Origin of the sequence: uncultured Fretibacterium sp. (genome assembly GCF_963544685.1) — a bacterium.
Lineage (GTDB): Bacteria > Synergistota > Synergistia > Synergistales > Aminobacteriaceae > CAJPSE01.
This window is the reverse complement of sequence record NZ_CAUUGJ010000001.1, coordinates 47,776-68,211: the sequence shown is the minus strand read 5'-3', so window position 1 is coordinate 68,211 and position 20,436 is coordinate 47,776. Positions and strand designations below refer to the sequence as shown.

21 protein-coding genes are annotated in these 20,436 nt (G+C 65.5%); 10 read left to right on the top strand and 11 right to left on the bottom strand.

Annotated elements, in window-relative coordinates:
- Positions 1–21: 21 nt before the first annotated feature.
- The 8 genes from ABLA28_RS00350 to ABLA28_RS00315 form a co-directional block, all read right to left on the bottom strand.
- Complete coding sequence (locus tag ABLA28_RS00350) at positions 22–693, bottom strand: DUF6119 family protein (protein WP_347712045.1); 672 nt, start codon at positions 691–693, stop codon at positions 22–24.
- A 317-nt stretch (positions 694–1,010) separates the two neighbouring features.
- Positions 1,011–1,295 (bottom strand): DUF6506 family protein, encoded by a 285-nt coding sequence (locus ABLA28_RS00345; protein ID WP_347712044.1) that lies wholly within the window; start codon positions 1,293–1,295, stop codon positions 1,011–1,013.
- A 17-nt stretch (positions 1,296–1,312) separates the two neighbouring features.
- Complete coding sequence (gene guaA, locus ABLA28_RS00340) at positions 1,313–2,839, bottom strand: glutamine-hydrolyzing GMP synthase (protein ID WP_347712043.1); 1,527 nt, start codon at positions 2,837–2,839, stop codon at positions 1,313–1,315.
- 376 nt (positions 2,840–3,215) lie between these two features.
- Positions 3,216–5,051 carry a glutamine--fructose-6-phosphate transaminase (isomerizing) gene (gene glmS / locus ABLA28_RS00335; protein WP_347712042.1) on the bottom strand — a complete coding sequence of 612 codons (1,836 nt, stop codon included), beginning with the start codon at positions 5,049–5,051 and terminating at the stop codon, positions 3,216–3,218.
- Between the two features lie 174 nt (positions 5,052–5,225).
- Positions 5,226–5,894 (bottom strand): tRNA (adenosine(37)-N6)-threonylcarbamoyltransferase complex dimerization subunit type 1 TsaB, encoded by a 669-nt coding sequence (gene tsaB, locus ABLA28_RS00330; protein ID WP_347712041.1) that lies wholly within the window; start codon positions 5,892–5,894, stop codon positions 5,226–5,228.
- Between the two features lie 42 nt (positions 5,895–5,936).
- Positions 5,937–6,434 (bottom strand): tRNA (adenosine(37)-N6)-threonylcarbamoyltransferase complex ATPase subunit type 1 TsaE, encoded by a 498-nt coding sequence (tsaE, locus tag ABLA28_RS00325; RefSeq protein WP_347712040.1) that lies wholly within the window; start codon positions 6,432–6,434, stop codon positions 5,937–5,939.
- Positions 6,431–6,706 (bottom strand): hypothetical protein, encoded by a 276-nt coding sequence (locus ABLA28_RS00320; protein ID WP_299298040.1) that lies wholly within the window; start codon positions 6,704–6,706, stop codon positions 6,431–6,433. Before ABLA28_RS00320 ends, tsaE begins: the two co-directional genes overlap by 4 nt.
- Positions 6,703–7,554, bottom strand: a complete 852-nt coding sequence (locus ABLA28_RS00315; protein WP_347712039.1) for an NAD(P)H-hydrate dehydratase — start codon at positions 7,552–7,554, stop codon at positions 6,703–6,705. Before ABLA28_RS00315 ends, ABLA28_RS00320 begins: the two co-directional genes overlap by 4 nt.
- Before the next feature lie 212 nt (positions 7,555–7,766).
- Here ABLA28_RS00315 and ABLA28_RS00310 point away from each other — a divergent pair, with 212 nt between their 5' ends.
- The 5 genes from ABLA28_RS00310 to ABLA28_RS00290 all read left to right on the top strand — a co-directional run bounded on the left by ABLA28_RS00310 (position 7,767) and on the right by ABLA28_RS00290 (position 12,985).
- Positions 7,767–8,042, top strand: a complete 276-nt coding sequence (locus ABLA28_RS00310) for a metal-sensing transcriptional repressor (protein ID WP_347712038.1) — start codon at positions 7,767–7,769, stop codon at positions 8,040–8,042.
- Positions 8,043–8,128: 86 nt separating this feature from the next.
- Positions 8,129–10,249, top strand: coding sequence for a heavy metal translocating P-type ATPase (locus ABLA28_RS00305; protein ID WP_347712037.1), 2,121 nt, complete (start codon positions 8,129–8,131; stop codon positions 10,247–10,249).
- Positions 10,250–10,349: 100 nt separating this feature from the next.
- Positions 10,350–11,690, top strand: a complete 1,341-nt coding sequence (locus tag ABLA28_RS00300) for an MATE family efflux transporter (RefSeq protein WP_347712036.1) — start codon at positions 10,350–10,352, stop codon at positions 11,688–11,690.
- A gap of 167 nt (positions 11,691–11,857) precedes the next feature.
- Positions 11,858–12,478, top strand: coding sequence for a DUF3793 family protein (locus ABLA28_RS00295; protein ID WP_347712035.1), 621 nt, complete (start codon positions 11,858–11,860; stop codon positions 12,476–12,478).
- Positions 12,479–12,556: 78 nt separating this feature from the next.
- A complete protein-coding gene (locus tag ABLA28_RS00290; protein ID WP_299298052.1) occupies positions 12,557–12,985 on the top strand; it encodes a flavodoxin in 429 nt (142 codons plus the stop codon).
- Positions 12,986–13,100: 115 nt separating this feature from the next.
- Here ABLA28_RS00290 and ABLA28_RS00285 read toward each other — a convergent pair whose 3' ends face one another.
- Both ABLA28_RS00285 and ABLA28_RS00280 read right to left on the bottom strand, forming a co-directional pair.
- Positions 13,101–13,454 carry a cupin domain-containing protein gene (locus ABLA28_RS00285; protein ID WP_347712034.1) on the bottom strand — a complete coding sequence of 118 codons (354 nt, stop codon included), beginning with the start codon at positions 13,452–13,454 and terminating at the stop codon, positions 13,101–13,103.
- 222 nt (positions 13,455–13,676) lie between these two features.
- Positions 13,677–14,186 (bottom strand): PH domain-containing protein, encoded by a 510-nt coding sequence (locus ABLA28_RS00280; protein WP_347712033.1) that lies wholly within the window; start codon positions 14,184–14,186, stop codon positions 13,677–13,679.
- Between the two features lie 276 nt (positions 14,187–14,462).
- Here ABLA28_RS00280 and ABLA28_RS00275 point away from each other — a divergent pair, with 276 nt between their 5' ends.
- The 5 genes from ABLA28_RS00275 (at position 14,463) to ABLA28_RS00255 (ending at position 19,191) form a co-directional block, all read left to right on the top strand.
- Positions 14,463–15,746, top strand: coding sequence for an amidohydrolase (locus ABLA28_RS00275; RefSeq protein ID WP_347712032.1), 1,284 nt, complete (start codon positions 14,463–14,465; stop codon positions 15,744–15,746).
- A gap of 58 nt (positions 15,747–15,804) precedes the next feature.
- Positions 15,805–16,407: a flavin reductase family protein gene (locus tag ABLA28_RS00270; RefSeq protein ID WP_347712031.1), complete on the top strand. Its 603-nt coding sequence runs from the start codon at positions 15,805–15,807 to the stop codon at positions 16,405–16,407.
- Positions 16,385–17,209 (top strand): zinc transporter ZupT, encoded by an 825-nt coding sequence (gene zupT, locus ABLA28_RS00265; RefSeq protein WP_347712030.1) that lies wholly within the window; start codon positions 16,385–16,387, stop codon positions 17,207–17,209. Before ABLA28_RS00270 ends, zupT begins: the two co-directional genes overlap by 23 nt.
- Before the next feature lie 140 nt (positions 17,210–17,349).
- Positions 17,350–18,705: a dihydropyrimidinase gene (gene hydA, locus ABLA28_RS00260; protein ID WP_347712029.1), complete on the top strand. Its 1,356-nt coding sequence runs from the start codon at positions 17,350–17,352 to the stop codon at positions 18,703–18,705.
- A gap of 30 nt (positions 18,706–18,735) precedes the next feature.
- Positions 18,736–19,191 (top strand): hypothetical protein, encoded by a 456-nt coding sequence (locus ABLA28_RS00255; RefSeq protein ID WP_347712028.1) that lies wholly within the window; start codon positions 18,736–18,738, stop codon positions 19,189–19,191.
- Positions 19,192–19,217: 26 nt separating this feature from the next.
- On the opposite strand, the gene pseC is transcribed toward ABLA28_RS00255, so the two are convergent.
- A complete protein-coding gene (gene pseC / locus ABLA28_RS00250; RefSeq protein WP_347712027.1) occupies positions 19,218–20,381 on the bottom strand; it encodes a UDP-4-amino-4,6-dideoxy-N-acetyl-beta-L-altrosamine transaminase in 1,164 nt (387 codons plus the stop codon).
- Positions 20,382–20,436: the final 55 nt, after the last annotated feature.

The window sequence follows — 20,436 nt, the reverse complement described above, 5'->3', positions numbered from 1 at the left end:
AGATACCATAACGGTAGCCTTTTATAAACCAACCACTCCTGATAGCGAGGAGCCTATCTTTTTATATCTCTCCTCTTTATAAGCATCATAATAGAGTCGAAGTTTTTCCTTAAGTTCCGTACCTTCCATAAGCACAGATACAACTAAAGGATCTTTACCACTTATATGTTTCCCATAGACAGGGTCGTCTGGCTCTCCAGTGAGTCCTTTCATAATATCATTTGTTACATTTAGACCAAATTCATCTTGGGTAGTGCTATAGCTTGCTTGGCGTTGTGTTGTAACAACCATATCTTCTATTGTCGCCGCATTAATACTTCTCATTTTGTTGGGATTAATAATATTGAGCGCAACTTTGAGGCCAAAATTACGTTCAAGACATTCTTCTCTAAGAAACGATCGTCCGTATCCGAACACCATGGCCATGATTCTATTTTGAATATGTATAAGGACAACAGCTTTGTTTGAGGCATTTTCTGAAATGTTTATAGGTTCGTTTGAAAGTTCATCTAAATATGGCTTCCAACGAGGAAACCTTTTGTTACTGCCGCAATAGTAGATTTCCCCATCTAAGCCATACTGAGATTTTAATTTGGATAAAGAAAGTGAGTTCGGAGTTTTTAGGCAGTCTTTAAACTCTTGAACATGGTCCTTCATAAGAAAAACAGTCAGGTTACACACTTGCTTATCCAAATAAAACACCTCCTACCTAGTGTCCTCATACAGTAACGCTTCCATATATTTTTCCATGCTAGATTGTCAAGCCAAACACAACAGGCAACTTGAAAAATGCCTCATTAGGGGCACGAAAGCCAAGAGACTTCCGGGAGCGATTGTTCAGGCGTTCCGCAATCCGCAGAACATCGTCGTTCCGAGCCTCCCGGAAGTCGAGCCCCTTGGGCAAAGAGCGTGCAAATGAGTCCATTTGTATTCTCGTTTCACGTTCCCAGGGGCTGCGGGGATGGAATTCAGATCCTCCTCAAAAACCCAACCCCGCGAACCGGAGGCGTTCAGCCGGAAAAGGCGGTGCGATACACCTCGTCCTGTTCCGGGAAATGCGTGACATAGCCGATCGGAATCCTGTTTCCCGTCGCCTCGATGATCGCTCTCGCTCCGTCCTCTCCGAAAGCGCCGCAAAGCTCTATGCAGCCGACGCCCTCGCGCTCCAGCCTGAGCGCCTCCTCCTTCGCCTCCCCTATGCTCGCGACGCCGACGATCCGGGCCGTACCGTCATGGATCGACGCCCTGTCCGCCTCGATATTGAAATCTCCCATAATCAGAAATGCAAATTTCATGACGCCTTACCTCCTATTTACTCCCACTCGATTGTCGCGGGCGGCTTCGAGGTCACGTCCAGCACCACGCGGTTGATCCCGCGCACCTCGTTGCAGATGCGCCGGGCTGTCACATCCAGGACCTCCGGCGGGATGCGCACCCAATCGGCCGTCATGGCGTCCTGGGAGTTCACCGCGCGGAGCGCCAGCACCTCGTTGTAGGTGCGTCCGTCCCCCATCACGCCGACCGTCCGCACGGGGAGCAGGACGCAGAAGGACTGCCAGATCTTTTCGTAGAGCCCCGCCCTCTGCAGCTCCTCGCGAAAGATCGCGTCGGCGGCGCGCAGCGTGTCGAGGCGCGGCCTCGTGATTTCGCCAAGGCAGCGCACCGCGAGCCCCGGCCCCGGGAAGGGCTGCCGGTTCACGATCGCGTCCGGCACGCCGATGAGGCGTCCCAGCTCCCGGACCTCGTCCTTGAAGAGATCCCGGAGCGGTTCCAGCAGGCGGAGCTTCATCTTTTCCGGCAGTCCGCCCACGTTGTGGTGCGATTTGATGAGCACCGAGCCCTTCTTGCTGCCGCTCTCGATGACGTCGGGATAGATCGTGCCCTGCAGGAGCCAGTCCACGCGGCCGACCTTCGCCGCCTCGGCGTCGAACACCTCGATGAAAAGGCCCCCAATGATGCGGCGCTTTTTCTCCGGGTCGGTAACCCCGGCCAGCTTGCCCAGGAAGAGCTCCGAGGCATCCACGTGGCGGACCGACAGCCCCAGCCCGTTGTAGGAATCCATGACCTGACAAGCCTCATTGAGGCGCATCAGCCCATGGTCGACGAAGATGCACTCCAGCTGAGGGCCGATGGCCCGATGCACCAGCGCGGCGGCGACGCTCGAGTCCACGCCGCCCGACAGACCGCAGACGACGCGCCCGTCCCCGACCCTCTCGCGGATATCGGCCACGGCGTCCTCGATCCAGTCCCCCAGGTTCCAGTCCCCCCTGCAGCCGCAGACCTCGAACAGGAACTGCCTCAGGATCCGCGTCCCCTGCTGGGTGTGGACGACCTCCGGGTGGAACTGGAGGCCGAAGCATCGGCCCTCCTCGTCCTCCATGGCGGCGATGACGCCGTGGGCCGTCTCCGCCGTGACCCGGAACCCCGGCGGCACCGCGGCGACCCGATCGCCGTGGCTCATCAGGACCTCCAGGTTGTCGGCGAGGTCCTTGAAAAGGGCGGACTCCCCGCGCCGTTCTATGGGCGTGACCCCATATTCCGGACGCTCGCCCGAGGCGACGGTCCCACCCCGCACCTTCGTCATGAGCTGCATCCCGTAGCAGATCCCAAGGATGGGGACCCCCAGGTCGAAGAGGCCCCGGTCGACGGCGATGGCCCCCGGCTCGTTGACGCTGTCGGGACCACCGGAGACGATGACGCCCAGCGGGGCGAGCTCCGCGATGCGGCTTCGGGGGGCATCCCACGACAGTACGACGCTGTGGATGTGCAGCTCCCGAACCCTCCGCGCGATCAGTTGGGTGAACTGCGATCCGCAGTCTATGATGACGATGTTTTCCACGGGACTCCCCTTCCTTAACACGTATACTCCATTCCAGTTTTTAAGAAAACGCTGATTTAATCCATGAAGCCCCCCGGTGGTACCCCAGCTTGCCTATTTTGAGGAAGAAACTTGCCGGGGCCGCCGCTATCGGGATAGCGGCGTGGGGGCTTGGGGGCGAAGCCCCCATGTTAATTTTTAGGGAAGCGCTGGAGCTTTTTTATAGACGTTTCGCATATTTCCCTTTGGCAAAATATGCGTTCTTGTTTTAATCAGCGCTTCCCTAAATCGCTTGTAGACGAAGCGGCTTTTGCGATCCGAAGCGAGGGCGTACACAACAGTACGTCGAGCAAGGCGAGCAAAAATCACGAAGTATACAAGTGATTTGGAATTGAAATTACTCCACGGTGACGCTCTTGGCCAAATTCCTCGGCCTGTCGATCTCCCGCCCCATCAGGTACGCCAGGTAGTACGCGAAGTACTGCAGCGGGATCACCGTCAGGAACGGCGTCAGCTCGTCCTCCGTCCCTGGGACGAAGATGCAGTCGTCCGCAAAACGCGGCACGTCGGGGTCGCCCTCCGTCGCTATGGCGATGATCGGGGACCTCCGGGCCCGGGCCTCCTGGACGTTGGACAGGGTCTTCTCGAATATGCGGTCCCGCGGCAGCAGGGCCACGACGGGCATCGTCTCGTCCAGCATGGCGATGGGGCCGTGCTTCATCTCCCCCGCGGAGTGAGCCTCGGCGTGAACGTAGGAGATCTCCTTCAGCTTCAGGGCCCCCTCCAGCGCCACGGGATAGGATGCGCCGCGGCCGATGAAGAGGAACCCGCGGGCCTCGAGCCGGCGCTCCGCAACGTCCTTGAGCGAACGGCTCCGGGCGATGAGCTCCTCCACCTTGAGGGGCAGGAGCTTCAGCTCCCCGGCAAGCCGGGACTCGTCCTGCGGCGAGAGCTTCCCGCGCCGCTTCCCGATCCACAGGGCCAGCAGGGTCAGGGCCGCAAGCTGCCCCATGAAGGTCTTCGTAGCCGCGACCCCGATCTCCGGTCCCGCGCGCAGCTCGAGGAAGGCGCCGACCTCCCGGGCCAGGGACGAACCCGCGACGTTCGTCACGGCCAGACAGCGCGCTCCCTTGGCCTTGGCCCCCCGGGCCGCGGCCAGGGTGTCCGCCGTCTCCCCGGACTGGGAGACGAACACCGACAGCGTCGACGGGTCGCAGACGGCATCGCCGTACCGATACTCCGACGCCGTCTCCACGCGGAGGTCCAGCCCCGTGAAGCGGTCGAAGAGCCCCGCCGTCGCCAGCGCGGCGTAGTAGGACGTTCCGCAGGCGACGAGCTGGATGCGCCGCAGCGAGGCCGCCTCCTCGTCCGTCAGGGGAACCTCCGCGCTCAGGTCGATGGAGTCCTCCACCAGGCGCCCCGCGAGGGTACGCCGCAGCACGCCGCCCTGCTCCTCGATCTCCTTGAGCATGAAGTGCGGATACATCCCCTTGGAGGCCATCTCGGGGTCCCAGTCGACCGTGCTCAGCTCGGCCGGGAGCGGACGGCCCTCGAAGTCCGACAGGGCGATCCCCTTCGCCGAGAGCTCGGCGATCTGATCGTCCTCCATGAAGAGGATGTCGTGGGTGTAGGGAAGCAGCGCCGTCGCGTCCGACGCGCAGAAGGCCTCGCCCTCCGCGGCCCCGAGGATCAGCGGGGGCCCCTTGCGCACGCAGTAGAAGCGGTCCGGCAGGTCGGTGAACAGGACGACGAAGGCGAAGGAGCCCCGAAAGCGACGGCACGCCCCGCGCAGGGCCTCCTGGGGATTGCCGCCGTTGAGGGCGTAGAGCCGGGCGATGAGGCAGACCGCGACCTCGGTATCGGTCTCGGAGAGAAAGGCGACGCCCTGAGCGCTCAGTTCCTGCCGGAGCTCGTGAAAGTTCTCCACGATGCCGTTATGGATGAGGACGACCTTTCGACTCGGGTCGGCGTGGGGGTGGGCGTTCTCGTCGGTGACCCCGCCGTGCGTCGCCCACCGCGTGTGTCCGATCCCCACGCTGCCCTCCAGAGGGGTGGTCTCCAGCTTCGCCTTCAGGTTGGCCACGCTGCCCACACACTTCACCATGCCCAAGCCTTTCGGCCCCGCGACGGCGATCCCCGCGGAGTCGTACCCCCGATACTCCAGACATTCCAACCCGCCCACGACGACATCGACGACCCGCCGCGGGCCCGTGTAACCCATGATCCCGCACATTTTGAGGACATCACTCCGCTTCAGACAATTTTCCCGATTTTCCAAAGGCGATGCCCGCATCGCCTCCCAAGCGTACGCTGCAGCATCGTACAAAGCATCCTCGTCAATGATACCCGACAATCCCCGTCCGGGAAACCGCCGACGACGAACAAACTCGGCGACCCAAAATACGGATCAGACCGTCCCCTGGGGCGCCCGGCAGTACACGGCCCGGAGCTCGAGAGGCGAGACCGCGCGGGCGCGCCGGTCCCACGCCAATTCGGCCGCCTTCGCGACGTCCGGGCGAATCGGGATGATGAGGAAGGTCAGCCCCGCGGCCTCGGCGGCACGGCCAGGGTCGTCGGAGACCGCGGCGGCCCCCGAATGCCCCTTCATCCACGCCCCCAGGGGCTCCCCTCCGTACTCGCCCACGGGAAGGGCATCGGATCCGGAGCCGAACGAGGCCGCGTAGACGAACCCGCGCCCCGCGTAGACCACCGCCAGGACCTCCCCTTCCGAAAAGGCCGGGTGGGACGAGGCCAGCATCTCCAGGGACGATACGGGGACGATCCGCACCCCCAGCCCGTAGGCCAGCGCCGCCGCATAGGCGACGCCCACGCGGATGCCCGTGAAGTACCCGGGGCCGCTCGTCACCGCCATCAAGCCGATGTCGGCGAACGTCATGCCCGCCGCCGCCAGGACGCGCTCCGCCATCAGAGGCAGCTCCGCCGCCTGCCGCCGCCCCAGGTCCTTGCTCTCCCGCGACAGGACCTCGCCGCACCGAGCGACGGCCGCGCCGGTGAGGCGCAGGCTGCAATCCAGGACCAACATCACATCATCTTTCATTTTCTTCATCGAGTTCATCGAGGGGATTCCTCCGAGCCTCAAGGGGTTCCTCCGGGCCATTCACAAAAGCTCCGCACCGGGGCAGTCCTTCGCACCGGCGCGCAGGGCGTCCGCCGCCTCGTCCGCCCGCTCCCCGACGGAGCGAACCTCGAATACGCGTTCCTCCTCCCCCCGCACACCCAGCGCCACGTTCAGCACCTCCGCCCCCGGCGGAAAGCGCCAGCGCTCCGGCCACTCCACCATCAGCACGGCATCCCCGGCCCCGGCGTACTCCTCCAGGCCCAGCTCGTCCACCCCCTCGGGGTCCAGACGGTAGAGATCCGCATGGGCCAGGAGGAAGCGCTCCGTGCGGTACTCGTTGATCAGGGTAAAGGAGGGGCTGCGCACGCCGTCAAAGCCCAGCGCGTCCCCCACCCCCTTGACGAAGGCGGTCTTGCCGGCCCCCAGATCCCCCGCGAGCAATACGGTCACGCCGGGCAGCAGGGCCATCCCCAGGACCCGCCCGAGGCACCGCGTCGCCGCCTCGGACCGGGAGGCGATCCGAAACGCCGCCCTCATGATTCCCTCCCCTCGGATTCCCTCTCCTCGCGCTCCCGCCGCAGGCGCTCGCGCCGCCTCAGGACAACGCGAAACAGGAAGACGCCAAGGACCAGACAGGCAATCGCGACGACCTTGCGCGGCATGGAGACGTCGACGCCGCCCATCCGTCCCACCCCGAAGATGACCCCCAGGGCCACGGCGAGGCTCAGGGCGCTCAGGGCGAACCCTCTCCTCCGGATGCGGTCCGTCTTCCGAATCTCCTCGTCCCAGTCCACCCGCCGGCGCCTCATGAACGCAGCGCCTCTATCGCAGGACGCAGGGCATCCGCAATCTCGGAGGCCAGCACGCCGTCCACGCCTCCGGAGCGCAGGCGGGCCCCCGCCATGCCGTGCAGGGAGGCGCCCAACAGCGCCGCGTCCCGCGCCGCAAGCCCCATCGCCAGGAAGGCCCCGATACAGCCGGAGAGCACATCGCCCGAGCCGGGGACGGAGAGCTCCGGCCCGCCCCAGCTCAAACGGCGGGCCGCCTCCTCCCCGCGCCAAGCCACAATCGTGGGGTTCCCCTTGAGCAGCACGCAGCCCCAACGCTCCGCCAGTCGCCGCGCCGCGCTCGGGCGATCGCCTCGCACGGCATCCGACGAGATCCCCAAAAGGCGGGCGGCCTCCCCCTCGTGGGGGGTCAGCACCGCGTCGTCCCGGGGGGGACAGGCCTCGACCGCAACGCCGGACAGGGCGAACAGGCCGTCGCCATCCACCAGAAGGGGCTTGGGCCATCGGACCCAGAGCTCCCGAACCACGTTCAGGGACTCGGCCGCGCGCCCCAGCCCCGGCCCCAGGACCGCAGCGGCAAGGGAGGGAGCCTCGTTCAAGGCCGTCCGGGCCCAGTCCCCCGCCTCCGGCAGATGGACGACCTCGGGGATCCGCACCGCGCAGGCGGCGCACACCGCGGGGGACGAGAGCAGGCTGACGACCCCGCCTCCGCTGCGCAGCGCCGCCAGGGCGGACAGGGCGGGAGCGCCCGGATAACGGTCGGAGCCGCCCACGACGAGCAGCCGCCCGCGGTCCCCCTTGTGCATGTCGGCCGGACGGCCCGGCAGAAGCGCCGCCGCCTCGGCCCTCGAAAAATCCTGGAGCGGCATATACGTCCCCCCTAACGAAGCCGAAATCGAAAGAGCGGGCCAGGCCCGCGCTTCCTCATTATACCGCCCTCCGCCCGGAGGCGGCCGGGCTACGGCCATTTCCGCCAGCGCCGCCAATCCCTATGATTTTTCTTGACATCTTCCGAAAAAAAGATACCCTAGAGGGGTATATGAATACCCCATAGGGGTATCGAGAGGGGCGATGGGGTTTCATGCTGCAATGCATCGATGAGAAGGACATCGTTCGCCGTCTCAGGAGGATCGAGGGGCAGGTACGCGGGCTCGTGCGGATGGTGGAGGAGGACAAGCCCTGCGAGGACATCCTCATCCAGATCGGCTCGGTCAAGGCGGGCCTGCACAAGGTGGGGCAGTACATCCTGGAGGGACACCTGCACCACTGCGTCCTGGACGGCATCCGGCAGGGCAACGGCGAAGAGGTCCTGGACCGCCTCTCCGGGGCCCTGGAGCAGTTCTCCCGCCTGGTGTGATCTTCCGCGCCCCGTCCTCCGGCCCTGTCGGAGCGCGGAGGCCCGTGGGGTGCGGACCATTGGAATGTGGATTGGAGGGCGAAGCCATGAGCGGTGCGGAGATGAAACTCGGGCCGGGGGACGGCATCCCCTGCGGAGGACACGGACATGAGGAAGGCTGCGGCGGACATCACGAACATCGACCGGCACACCGATATCACGAACATCACCACGACGAAGATGCCTGCGGGGAAGCCTGCGGCTGCGGTCACGGCCATGACGAACCCCACGGACACGGTTCCATGGAAGAGCACGGATACGAGGAACACGGGTGCGAGGGGTGCTGCGGTATCTGCTCGGGCCATTCCGGGGAGGAGGACGAGCCGGACTTCTGGGAGCTCGCCGTTCAGTTCATGGGGCTTCTGGTCCTGCTTGTGGGGTTCTTCATAGGCGATTCGCTCCCGCCCGTCCGGCGCGGGATCTTCTACGGCGTCCCCTGGCTGCTCTGCGGAATGCCGGTGCTGCGCCACGGGTGGAGCAGCCTGCGCAGAGGGGACTTCTTCAACGAGTTCACCCTCATGGGCGGGGCATCCCTGGCGGCCGTCGGCCTGGGGGAACTGCCGGAGGCCCTGGCCGTCATGGTCCTCTATCAGCTTGGGGAGTGGCTACAGGGGCGGGCGGCGGGCCGTTCGCGCCGGTCCGTCCGGGCCCTGCTCGCCGAGAAGCCCAAGGTAGCCCACGTTCTGGATGGGGACGACATCGAGGACCTCCCCCCGGAGGCCGTGACGACGGGCATGAAGGTGGTGGTCCGGCCGGGGGAGAGGATTCCGGTGGACGGCACGGTCGTCTCCGGGGAGTCTCAGGTCGACACCGCCTCCATCACGGGTGAGTCGGTCCCCGTGCGCACCGTGGCCGGCTCGAGGGTCTACGGCGGGACGGTCTGCCTGGACGGCTCGCTGGTCGTGGAGGCGTCCGGCCCCTTCGAGTCCTCGGAGATCGCCCGCGTGCTGGACATGGTGGAGCGCGCCGCGGCGAACAAGTCCCCCGTGGAGCGGTTCATCTCGCGCTTCGCGGCCTGGTACACTCCCGCAATCTTCGGGGTCGCCCTGCTGACGCTTCTGGTTCCGCCCCTCGTCCTCGGAGGAGGATGGCGGGAGTGGTTCTACCGCTCCCTCGTGGTGCTGATGGTCTCCTGCCCCTGCGCCCTGGTCATCTCCGTGCCGCTGGGGTACTTCGGGGGCATCGGGGCCGCGTCGAGGCGGGGCATCCTGGTCAAGGGCGGAAGCGTCCTCGATGCGATGAGCGGGATCACCGCAGTGGCCTTCGACAAGACCGGCACACTGACGGAGGGGGTGTTCAAGGTCACGGCCGTCATCCCCGCAAAGGGGGTGGCGGAGAAGGAGCTCCGGGAGGCGGCCCGCGTCGCCGAGGCCCTGTCGGGACATCCCCTGGCCCGCTCCGTCCGGGAGGCCTTCGGGACGGTCAACCCCGGGGATATCGAGGCCACGGAGGCCGCCGGCAAGGGCGTGCGCGCCATCCGGAACGGCGAGGCGTTCTATGCGGGCAGGGCCGAGTGGCTCCGGGAGAACGGGGTGGACGCCCTCGAGGCACGGGGCGATTCTTCGGCCACCCTGATCTATGTGGGGCGGGACAAGCGTTTTCTGGGAACGGTCGCGGTCTCGGACGTCATACGGCCCGACGCCCCCCGGACCATCAAAGTGCTGCACGACAGGGGGATCCGAAGCTACATGCTGACGGGAGACCGCAGGGACACCGCGGAACGCGTGGCCGGAGAGCTGGGGATGGACGGCTTTCGCGCCGGGCTTCTGCCCGAGATGAAGGTGGAGGCCTTCCGGGAGCTGATGGAGGGCCGGCCGGCCGCCTTCGTGGGGGACGGGGTGAACGACGCCCCGCTTCTGGCCTCGGCCCACGTGGGGATCGCCATGGGGGCCCTGGGCTCCGACGTTGCCATCGAGGCGGCGGACGCCGTGCTCCTCAACGACTCGCCCTCGCGCGTGGCGGAGCTGGCGGAGATCGCGCGGCGGACGCGCAGCATCGTGAGACAGAACATCGCGGCCTCGCTGGGCGCCAAGCTCCTCTTTCTCGTCCTGGGATTCATCGGCTCCATCGGACTGTGGGAGGCCATCTTCGCCGACGTCGGGGTGGCGCTGCTGGCCGTCCTGAACTCGGCCAGGGCCGGAAGGGGGGCGGAGGGGCCCTCCGCATGACGCATCCCGATGCCCGACCGTATTTTGGACATGCACCCGGCAAGGTCGGCACAAATGACGTAAAATAAGGGAAAACCGGGTACGAAGGACAAGGGGTGGCATGATGCGGGACGTCGAGGCGCTCGGGCGCGAACCTATGGGGAAACTTCTTCTGCGTCTGTCGACGCCCTCCGTGGTGGGGATGCTGGTTCAATCCCTCTACAACGTCGTGGACGCTTTTTTCGTCGGGCGCAGCGTCGGGCCTCAGGGCATCGCGGCCGTCTTCTCCGCCTTTCCCGTCCAGATCGTGGTCATGGCCTTCGCCCTGCTGCTTGGCTCGGGCGGGGTGTCCCTGATATCCAGAAGCCTGGGCGCGCGCGACGTCGACCGTGCGGAACGCGCACTGGGGACGATCACGTCGGTCTCGCTGATCCTGGGGGCGATCATGGCATGGGCCATCGCCCTCTTTGCGGAACCGCTGGTGCGCGTTCTCGGCGCCTCGGAATCCATCGTCCGCGACTCCATCGTCTACGTCCGCATCGTGGGTCTATCGATCCCGGCCTTCTCCTATTCCATCGTCAGCAACAGCGCCGCGAGGGGCGAGGGCAACGCCCGGCTCGCCATGGTCACCATGCTGATATCGGGGCTGATGAACGTACTCCTGGACGCGGTCTTCATCTTCAACCTCGGGATGGGCGTGGCGGGGGCGGCCTGGGCCACCGCCATCAGCCAGACGCTGGGGGCGGTCTGGCTCGCCTGGTATTACCTCTCCGGAAGAAGTGTGCTGAGGCTGAGGGCGGATTGTCTCCGGCCCCAACCCAGGCTTCTGGCCGAGATCGTCCGGGTAGGGACGTCCGCCTTCTTCAATCAGATCGGAATCGCCCTCACGATCGGGTTCCTGAACAACACCTTCGCGAGGTACGGAGGGGATGCGGGGATGGCGGCGTACGGCATCATCCAGCGCACCAACTCCCTGATCGTGATGCCGATCCTCGGGATGAACCAGGGGATGGTGCCCATCGTCGGCTACAACTGGGGGGCCGGGAACCTCAAACGCGTGTGGCAGGCCCTCAAACTGTCGGCCCTGACCGCCACGGTGATCTGCTGTCTGGGCTCCTGCGCCCTGCTCCTCTTCCCGGACCGGCTCTTCGCGATCTTCTCCGACGACCCGGAGCTGATCGCCCAGGGCGTCACGGGCGCCCGGTTCATTGCGTTCGGCATCGTGTTCGCCGGCTTCCAGATCCTTTTCTCCGGCTTCTACCAGGGGATCGGGCGGGGAATCCCCTCGCTTTGCTTCTCGGTGCTGCGTCAGTTTCTGTTGATCATCCCGCTGGTATGGAGCCTGTCGGGCCTCTTCGGGCTGAAGGGCGCATGGTGCGCCTTCCCCATCACCGATACGGTATCGTTCCTCCTGGCCTCCCTCTACTTCCGGGTCAACGGACGCCGCCTGCTTGGACATTGACGGGGGACCAACCCCGTCCCCCTCTCCTGCCGCCGTCATCCCATCCCCCTTTTCCTGCTTGACAAAAAATGCATTTCGATATAAGTTTTCAATGTCAAACATAAAAATTTTTGTTTGAGCCACAAGCGGGGCTTTACGGCAGTTTTTGCTGGCGGGAGGCTTTTACGATGGATGCGGCGGCGATGAAAAAACCGATTATCCAAAGCTTGATGGAATCGATTCGGGAGACGGACACGGAGGAATATCTCAAAGCCCTCGTGTTCTGTTTTGGGGCGCCAACAATAAAAGGCCTTAAAGCGGCGACCCTGCTCAACCTCAGGCGCGACGGGGAGGATGTCCGGGCTCTGTGGAGGGCACGGGGCGAGAGTTGGCTGCATCCCCTGGGCGTGGAGGCGGTGCTGCTCAACGGCCGGGCGGCCCCCGCTTCAGGCAGCGCGCTGGTCATGATCTATCGGCGCAGGCTGCTGGAGCGGATTCTGGCCTCGAAGGCCGTGCGCGACATCCTTGCGGATCGGGGGTACCTCTTCCCCTTCGGTCTGGACGCCTGCCTGGAGCACCTCCAGAAGCGCTTTCGCCTCGAGTTTCCCCACGAGATCGGCCTTTTTCTCGACTATCCTCCCGAGGACGTCAGGGGATTCCTGGAGCACAGAGGGGCCAAAAGCCTGGCTGTGGGGTACTGGAAGGTTTACGGCAACGTTGAGAAGGCCCGCCGCGCCTTCAGGCGGTATCGGCGGGCGGAGTGCGACGCGGCCCGTTCCCTGTTGAACGGGAACGGCTTTCGTCTGTAGTCGGCCAAGGCGGCAAGGACTTCGAAGTGCTGGGGCCCTGCGGCCGAGGAAGCCGAAAAGAACGAGGAGGTCTGTGGAATGTCGAAGATTATGGTGGTCTACTGGTCGGGCACGGGCAATACCGAGAAGATGGCGGAGGCGATCGCCAAGGGAGCCGAGGGAAAGGGCGCCGCGGTGGAGTGCAAGAACGTGGCGAACGTTGCCGTGGCCGATCTTGCGGGTTACGATGTCGTGGCCTTCGGGTCCCCCTCGATGGGCGTCGAGGTCATCGAGGAGGGAGAGATGGAGCCGTTCTTCGCCGAGGCGCTTCCGGGGCTGAAGGGGAAGAAGGTCGCCATCTTCGGTTCCTACGGATGGGGCGACGGGGAGTGGCTGCGCACGTGGGCCGACCGCTGCCGCAGCGGCGGCGTAACGCTCATGGACGACGGCCTGGCGGTCAACGAGACGCCGGACGATGCGGCCATTGCGAACTGCACGGCCTGGGGGGAGAAGCTGGCGGCGTTCTGATCCGTCCCCTATCCCGCCGGACTGGAATACAAAAGGGACCGCCCTGCCGGGCGGCCCCTTTTTTGCCGCCCCGCATCCCGGTCCCCTCGAGGTCAGGAGTTTTCCCAGCCGACCGTCACTCCGCGATCACGGCCATAAGCGTCAGGGGCCCCTCCCGCGATACCTCGAGCCCATGCCGCTGTCCCCGCATCGTCAGGGAGACGTCGCCCGGCCCCACCTCGCGCCGGGACCCATCGTCGTCCGTATAGATTCCCTTACCGGAGAGGACGATGTAGATCTCCTCGTCCGTCTCATGCGTGTGGAGCCCGATGCTCGACCCCGCTTCGAAGGTCATCCTGCTCACCATTTTGAAGCGGCTCTCCGCCGGGCCCTCGCCGCGCGCTATAGCGGAAAGACACTGAGCCTCCCCGACTCCCCCCTGGACCTCACGCCTTATCGTCGATTTCTGTTCGGCCGTCTTGAACAGCATGGCACATCCCGCCCCTCCATGTTTTTGTGCCCCGCGTTTCTCAAAAAAGCAACGCCGGGCAAAGCCTCCCGCTCCACAAAAAATTATACCCTCCCCGGATGGCTTCGGCCCTCGCCGGAGGATGAACGCCCCCGGCCCGAAGAACAAAAAACACGGGCCTCGGAATTTTCCGGAGCCCGTGCCGCATTGTTCCCCCATGACGTCGGGACGGCCAACCTGTCGCTACGCCCGGGCTTTGTCTCCGTTCGCCCCGTCCGTCTGCGGCTTGTCCTCAACGCGCGCGCGCTCCTGAATCTGGTTGCGGATATCGTGAGGCGAAGGCATGTTGGCGACAAGAATCTCGTAGCTGTCGGTTCCGGAGGAGGCGACGGCGATATCCCCCACGTTCAGAATGCGCTGTATGATCCGCTGGGTCACCTGAACGGTCCGGATGCTGCGCATCCCGATCTCTATGGACTCCCGCTTCAGGATGCCCTTCTCGAAGGCGACCTCGTCGGGACGGACGATCAGCGCGGTCTCCATGCGCTTGAAGAACATATTGCCGAAGACGACGAGGACGAACAGCACGAAAAATCCCCATAGAGCTTTCTGATAGGCGGCATCCATGGAGACATTGAGTGAGACGATGGCGACCAGCACGAGACATGCGACCATCGCCGCAATGTGCAGACAGAAGCTCCTCCATGCGGGTTTGTAAACGTACTCTTCCTTGTTTTGCGCTTCCTTGTTCATCGTACCGGCCTTCCCTTCGGATTGTCTTGTTTTTTCAGGTCCTGATTTCCCGCTTCCATCTCGGCTCGAACCTGCCTTGGCTCAAAACCATACCGCTTTTCATTATAACAAGAAGCGGAGGAAATGGCGGCGTGTCTTTTTATAATTTTTTCGTTTTCCCGCGCCTCCTTCAGGGCCTTAAACGAGAAGGACCGGATGAAGTCCGTCCCCCGGGCGGACGACCGGGGGAGAAAAGGGACAGATCGTGCTAAAGTATGGAGGGGAGGTGGCAGCGCAATGGACTGGAGGAAACTGGAGCGGGACCTGATCGACATCCGGCGGGACCTCCACCGCTATCCCGAGGCGGCCTGGACGGAGTTCCGAACGTCGTCGCTGATCGCGGAGCGGCTGGAGCGGCTGGGCTGCAAGCCCAGGGTCGGCCTGGACACGGTGGAGACCTCTGCGGTCATGGGGCGCCCTTCGGAGGAGGAGATCGACCGGCACATCGGGCGTGCGGTCACCCAGGGCGGCAACCTCGCGTGGATCGAGGCGATGCGGCGCTATCCCGGGGTCGTAGCGGTGCTGGACACCGGACGTCCCGGCCCCGTCGTGTCGCTGCGGTTCGACATCGACTGCGTGGAGGTGGACGAGGATACCTCGCCCGACCATCGGCCCGTCCGGGAGGGGTTCGCCAGCGTCAACCCGCATCTGATGCACGCCTGCGGACACGACGCCCACACGGCCATCGGGCTGGGTGTGGCCGAGGTGTTGACGGCCAGGGAGGGGCTGCTGAACGGGACCGTGCGCCTGATCTTCCAGCCCGGCGAGGAGGGCTGCCGCGGGGCCTACGCCATGACGCGCAAGGGCGTGGTCGACGGATCGGACTACTTCCTGGCCATGCATATCGGCGGCGGAGTGCCGTCCGGGACGTTTGGCCTGAACTCCCTGGGGTATCTCAGCACGACGAAGCTCGACGCGCACTTCACGGGCCGACCGGCCCACGCGGCGGGTGCGCCGCACGAGGGATGCAACGCCCTGCTGGCCGCGGCGACGGCGGCGCTGGGACTTCACGCCATCGCGCCGCACCGGGACGGGGCGATGCGGGTCAATGTCGGGGTGCTGAACGCCGGGACGGGCCGCAACGTCATAGCGGAGCACGCGGACATGAAGGTGGAGACCCGGGGCGAGAACCAGGAGATCGCCGACTACGTCTACGCACGCGCCGTCGAGGTTCTGAACGGCGCGGCGGCCATGTACGGCACGACGGTCGAGCTGGTGAAGGCCGGGGCCGGCACCACGGCCTCGGGGGACGAGGAGCTCGTCGCGAGGGCCAAGGAGTCGGTCCTGGCCCTGAACTGTTTCCGCGAGGTCGTCGATACCGTCCGGGCCGGGGGCAGCGAGGACGCGACGTGGATGATGCGCCGCGTCCAGGAGCAGGGCGGCCGGGCCACGTACATGGCGCTGGGCTCGGACATCACCGCGCCGCACCACAACGGCAGGTTCGACCTGGACGAGCGCAGCATCATCCAGGGGGTCCGGGCCGTCGCGGCCATCACGGAGGGCCTGCTGAGCTTGAAATAGTCGGGGTTCGGGGGCGCCTCCCCCGAAGCACTCGCGTTACCCTTACGGAGGTAGGATGATGAAGAAAAACATTGGTCCGATAACGGCCGGCTTTCCCACGCCCGTCGTCCTGGCCGGGACGACGGACGCGGAGGGGCGCCCCAACCTCGTCACGCTGGCCTGGGTGGGCGTCTGCTGTTCGGAGCCGCCCGCCATCCAGATATCGGTCCGTCCGGATCGATACAGCCACGCGGCCATCACCGAACGCGGGGCGTTCAGCGTCTGCGTTCCCTCGAAACGTCACGTGGACGAGACGGATTTCTGCGGCATCGTGTCGGGCCGCAGATACGACAAGTTCACCCTCGCGGGGCTGACCCTGGAGCCCGGCCCGGAGCTGGGGCTCCCCCTGGTCGCCGAATTTCCCCTCTGCTTCGAATGCCGGCTGATGCACACGTTCACCGTCGGGTCGCACGACCTGTTCGTGGGGCGGATCGTCTCCTGCATGGCCGAGGAGTCGGCGCTCGACGACCGGGGGCGCCCGGAGTCGGCCAGGCTGGACCCGCTGGTCTTCATGCCGGGGGACGGGTACTACGGACTGAGCCCCCGCATCGCGCCGGGCTTCAGCGTGGGCAGGCGCTTCCTGCCCAGAAAGGGGAACGATGGAAACGGCAGAGCTTCATAGCGTGCTTTTCTCCCTGGGGCTGACCCTGTTCGCCGGGCTCTCGACGGGGATAGGCAGCGCCATCGCCTTCTTCGCCAAGCGGACCAACACCCGTTTCCTGGCCTTCTCCCTCGGATTCTCCGCGGGGGTGATGATCTATGTCTCCATGACGGAGATCACGACCAAGGCCAGGTCCGAGCTGGTCGGAGCCGTAGGGGACAAGCTGGGGTCATGGCTCTCCGTGATCGCTTTTTTCTGCGGTATGATCGTCGTCATGCTGATCGACAAGTTCGTTCCCTCCCACGAAAACCCGCACGAGCTGCACCGCGTGGAGGAAATCCGGGGCGACGCCGGCGAGAGGGGACGGCAGCACGCCCTGATGCGCATGGGGATACTGACGGCGCTGGCCATCGCCATCCACAACTTCCCCGAGGGCATCGCCACCTTCATGGCGGGGCTGCACGACCCTCAACTGGCCATTCCCATCGCCGTGGCCATAGCGATCCACAACATACCGGAGGGAATCGCGGTCTCGGTGCCCATCTACTACGCCACCGGGGACCGCCGTCGCGCCTTCGGTCTGTCGTTTCTGTCGGGGATCGCGGAGCCCCTGGGAGCGCTGCTCGCCTGGCTGATCCTGGCCCCGTTCCTGAACGGGGTGCTCTTTGGCCTGATCTTTTCGGGGGTCGCCGGGATCATGGTGTTCATCTCCGTGGACCAGCTTCTGCCCTCCGCGCGCAAATACGGGGAGCACCATGTCTCGATCTGCGGCATGATCTTCGGAATGGCCGTGATGGCGGTCAGCCTGCTGCTTTTCCTGTAGTCTCCACTCTCTCCGTACGCCCCGAGGGGCGGCTTTCTCCATAGGCTATCATGGTGCGGAGTGCGGAGGGATTCCCCAAAGCGGTATGGGATTGCGGGAGGGGCTCGACCGGTGCGTCTTCCGCTGGAAGGAGTTGCCGAATGTACGACGTTCTTCTGAAAAACGGTATGCTGGTCCTGCCCGACGACGTGTTCGCCGGGGACCTGGCCCTGAGGGGCGGGCGCATTGCCGCGCTGGGATCCGGACTGGACGGTCCGGCCGCCGAGACGGTAGACGTGTCCGGCAAGCTGGTGCTGCCCGGGGCGATCGATCCCCACGTCCACATGGAGCTGCCCGTAGGGGGAACTCGCTCCTGCGACGATTTCCTGACGGGCACGCGCGCGGCGGCGGCCGGAGGCGTCACCACGATCCTCGACTTCACCGTGGGCAGCCGCGAGACGACGATGGTCGACGACCTCTCCGCCCGACTGAAGGCGGCGGCCCCGTCGGTCATCGACTACGGATTCCACGCGGAGATGGTGGGCTGGACGCCCGCACGGCTCGACGAGATGCGCGAGGTCGCGGAACGGGGCGTGCGCAGCTTCAAGTTCTTCACGGCCTACGCCGCCTCGGGGCGGCGCACGGAGAACGGTCCCCTCTTCGAGTCCATGAGGGTGGCCGCGGAGCTTGGGGCCGTGGCCTCGGTCCACGCGGAGGACGAGAGCCTGATTCAGGCGCGGCTGGCTCTGATGGAGGACTCGGAGAAGGCCCGCATGACGGCGCTCGGGCTCTCGAGGCCCGACCTCTGCGAGGCCTCGGCCGTGCACGAGGTCGTCTGGCTGGCGGACCGAGCCGGGGTTCAGGTCCACATCATGCACCTGAGCTCGGCGCTCGGGCTGGAGGAGGTTCGGGAGGCGCGCCGCAGAGGGACGGACGTGACGGCGGAGACCTGCCCGCACTACCTGCTGCTGACGGACGAGGTCTACGGCCGGCCGGACGCACGCTTTTACTCCGCCTCGCCGGCGCTTCGCGGGGAGGCGGACCGCCGGGCGCTCTGGGACGCCCTTGCGGCGGGGGACGTGGACTTCCTGTCCACGGACCACTGCCCCTTCACCTGCGCTCAAAAGGAGTGGAAGGGGGCGTTCGACCGCCTACCCTACGGAATGGGCAGCGTGGAGCTGATGCTGCCCCTGGCCTATTCCGAGGGCGTCCTGGGAGGACACCTCACGCTCAGCGGCCTGGCAGAGAGAACGGCCGCCGCTGCGGCAAGGCGTTACGGGCTCTGGCCGCGGAAGGGCGGCCTGCTGCCCGGGGCCGACGCGGACGTTGCGGTCCTGGACCCGGCCACGGAGTGGACGGTCTCCGCAGGGATGCTTCATTCGAGCTGTGACTTCTCCCCCTACGAGGGACGGACGATTCGGGGAAGGATCGAGCGGACCTACTCCCGCGGGGAGCTCGTCTACAGCCAGGGGACGTTTCCGGCCCGGCCGGGCCGGGGACGTTTCCTGGCGCGTTGAGGCCGTCGGACGCGGCGCGAGGTGACGGCGATGGCATGGGAAGGGACAAAGCGATGGATTCTGTTTGCGGCGGGGATGCTCTGCGGCATCGAGGCGGGGCACCTCTTCTACCTCGACCGCCCGTCGGCCGGGGGAGCGTTCCTGCTTCTGGCGGGGATGTTTCTGCTCTTCTCGCAGAGGGAACGCGACCGGCGCGAGGAGGAGCCCCCCGAGGAGATGCCGGCGGAGCCCGAGGGCGGCATCGAGGCGAGGCTGGCCCTCTTCGTCGCGGAGGAGGCTTTGAACGGCCTCAAGCGGATCGGGCGCACGATGCCCCCCTCCTCCATGGAGGTGGCCCAGCTGGAGGACCGGCTGAACGCGCTCCTCGGCGGCATGGGCGTCCCCGCTGAGGAACGAAGGCAGCTGGCCGAGGAGTTCGAGAAGCTCAAGGGACGGGTTCGGAGGAACGAAGGGCGAAGGGCCCTGAGCCAGAGCACGCGGCTGTAGCGGCTCAGGGACCCGCCCCGCCGCCGCTACGAGCCCCGGCCCAGAAACGTCTTGATGCAGTCCGCGACCCGCTTCACGTCCGAGTCCTCGAGAAGCGGGAACATCGGCAGGGAGATTGCGCCCCGATAGTAGCGCTCGGCCTCGGGAAAGTCGCCCCACCGGTAGCCGAACCGCTTTTTGTAGTACGGATGCAGGGGGACGGGCGAATAGTGCACCTGGAGCCTGATGTCGTTCTCCGCGAGGTGGGCGAAAAGGGGCCCGCGCGCCTCCGCGTCCACCTGGATGGGAAACAGGTGGTAGGCGTGCCCCTCGTGCGCGGGGGGCAGGGTCAGCCCCCGGACGTCCGCCAGCAGCTCCCGGTAGAGAGCGGCGATCTCCCGGCGGCGCCTCACGAAGGCATCCAGCCGGCGCATCTGGCTGAGCCCCAGGGCGCAATTCAGGTCCGTAAGCCGATAGTTCCACCCCAGAGTCTGCATCTCGCAGTGCCATGGCCCCTCGGGGGCCTCCTCGAAGTCCTCGGGGGTCCTCGTGATGCCGTGGCTGCGGAACAGCCGGAGCGCGTGAGCGTATTCGTCGCTTCGAGTCAGGACGGCCCCGCCCTCGGCGGTCGTGATGTGCTTCACGGGATGGAAGCTCAGGACAGTCATGTCGGCGTCGAAGCCGATCTTGTGCCCGTCCCGGTCGCCGCCCAGCGCGTGGCAGGCGTCCTCGATCAGGACCAGCCCGTGCTCGGACGCCAGCCTTCGGAACGGCTCCATGGCGAACGGATATCCGCCGAAGCTGACGGGCGCAACGGCCCGGACCCGGCCCTCCTTCGCCTCCTCAACTTCCCTCAGCTTCGCCTCCGCCTTGACGGGGTCGAGACAGAGGGTGCCCGGCTCGATGTCCGCAAAGACGGGCTCGGCCCCCACGTAGAGCGCGGAGTTCGACGTCGCCGCAAAGGTCATGGGCGTGGTCAGCAGCCGATCGCCGGGCCCCAGCCCCGCCGCGGCCATGGCCCCGTGCAGCGCCGCCGTTCCGTTGACGAACGTCACCGCGTGCTTCACGCCGGCGTAATCGGCCAGGGACCTCTCGAATGCCGCCACGGTCGGGCCTTGGGTGAGCCAGTCGCCCTTCAGCACATTGACGACCTCCGCGATGTCGTCGTCGTCAATCCACTGCCGCCCGTAAGACAAGTTCTTGGTGTTCACGCTAAATCCCCCTCCCGAGTTCAAGGAAGACACATCCCAGCACACCGGGCCGCCC

What these genes read in the sequence shown, in the direction of transcription:
- ABLA28_RS00270 (WP_347712031.1), top strand. Translation starts at nt 15,805, where the DNA reads ATGAAGAAAAACATTGGTCCGATAACGGCCGGCTTTCCCACGCCCGTC.
- ABLA28_RS00345 (WP_347712044.1), bottom strand. Translation starts at nt 1,295, where the DNA reads ATGAAATTTGCATTTCTGATTATGGGAGATTTCAATATCGAGGCGGAC.
- tsaB (WP_347712041.1), bottom strand. Translation starts at nt 5,894, where the DNA reads ATGAACTCGATGAAGAAAATGAAAGATGATGTGATGTTGGTCCTGGAT.
- zupT (WP_347712030.1), top strand. Translation starts at nt 16,385, where the DNA reads ATGGAAACGGCAGAGCTTCATAGCGTGCTTTTCTCCCTGGGGCTGACC.
- ABLA28_RS00255 (WP_347712028.1), top strand. Translation starts at nt 18,736, where the DNA reads ATGGCATGGGAAGGGACAAAGCGATGGATTCTGTTTGCGGCGGGGATG.
- ABLA28_RS00320 (WP_299298040.1), bottom strand. Translation starts at nt 6,706, where the DNA reads ATGAGGCGCCGGCGGGTGGACTGGGACGAGGAGATTCGGAAGACGGAC.
- ABLA28_RS00295 (WP_347712035.1), top strand. Translation starts at nt 11,858, where the DNA reads ATGGATGCGGCGGCGATGAAAAAACCGATTATCCAAAGCTTGATGGAA.
- glmS (WP_347712042.1), bottom strand. Translation starts at nt 5,051, where the DNA reads ATGTGCGGGATCATGGGTTACACGGGCCCGCGGCGGGTCGTCGATGTC.
- ABLA28_RS00310 (WP_347712038.1), top strand. Translation starts at nt 7,767, where the DNA reads ATGCTGCAATGCATCGATGAGAAGGACATCGTTCGCCGTCTCAGGAGG.
- ABLA28_RS00305 (WP_347712037.1), top strand. Translation starts at nt 8,129, where the DNA reads ATGAGCGGTGCGGAGATGAAACTCGGGCCGGGGGACGGCATCCCCTGC.
- ABLA28_RS00275 (WP_347712032.1), top strand. Translation starts at nt 14,463, where the DNA reads ATGGACTGGAGGAAACTGGAGCGGGACCTGATCGACATCCGGCGGGAC.
- ABLA28_RS00300 (WP_347712036.1), top strand. Translation starts at nt 10,350, where the DNA reads ATGATGCGGGACGTCGAGGCGCTCGGGCGCGAACCTATGGGGAAACTT.
- hydA (WP_347712029.1), top strand. Translation starts at nt 17,350, where the DNA reads ATGTACGACGTTCTTCTGAAAAACGGTATGCTGGTCCTGCCCGACGAC.
- tsaE (WP_347712040.1), bottom strand. Translation starts at nt 6,434, where the DNA reads ATGAGGGCGGCGTTTCGGATCGCCTCCCGGTCCGAGGCGGCGACGCGG.
- ABLA28_RS00315 (WP_347712039.1), bottom strand. Translation starts at nt 7,554, where the DNA reads ATGCCGCTCCAGGATTTTTCGAGGGCCGAGGCGGCGGCGCTTCTGCCG.
- ABLA28_RS00285 (WP_347712034.1), bottom strand. Translation starts at nt 13,454, where the DNA reads ATGCTGTTCAAGACGGCCGAACAGAAATCGACGATAAGGCGTGAGGTC.
- ABLA28_RS00280 (WP_347712033.1), bottom strand. Translation starts at nt 14,186, where the DNA reads ATGAACAAGGAAGCGCAAAACAAGGAAGAGTACGTTTACAAACCCGCA.
- ABLA28_RS00290 (WP_299298052.1), top strand. Translation starts at nt 12,557, where the DNA reads ATGTCGAAGATTATGGTGGTCTACTGGTCGGGCACGGGCAATACCGAG.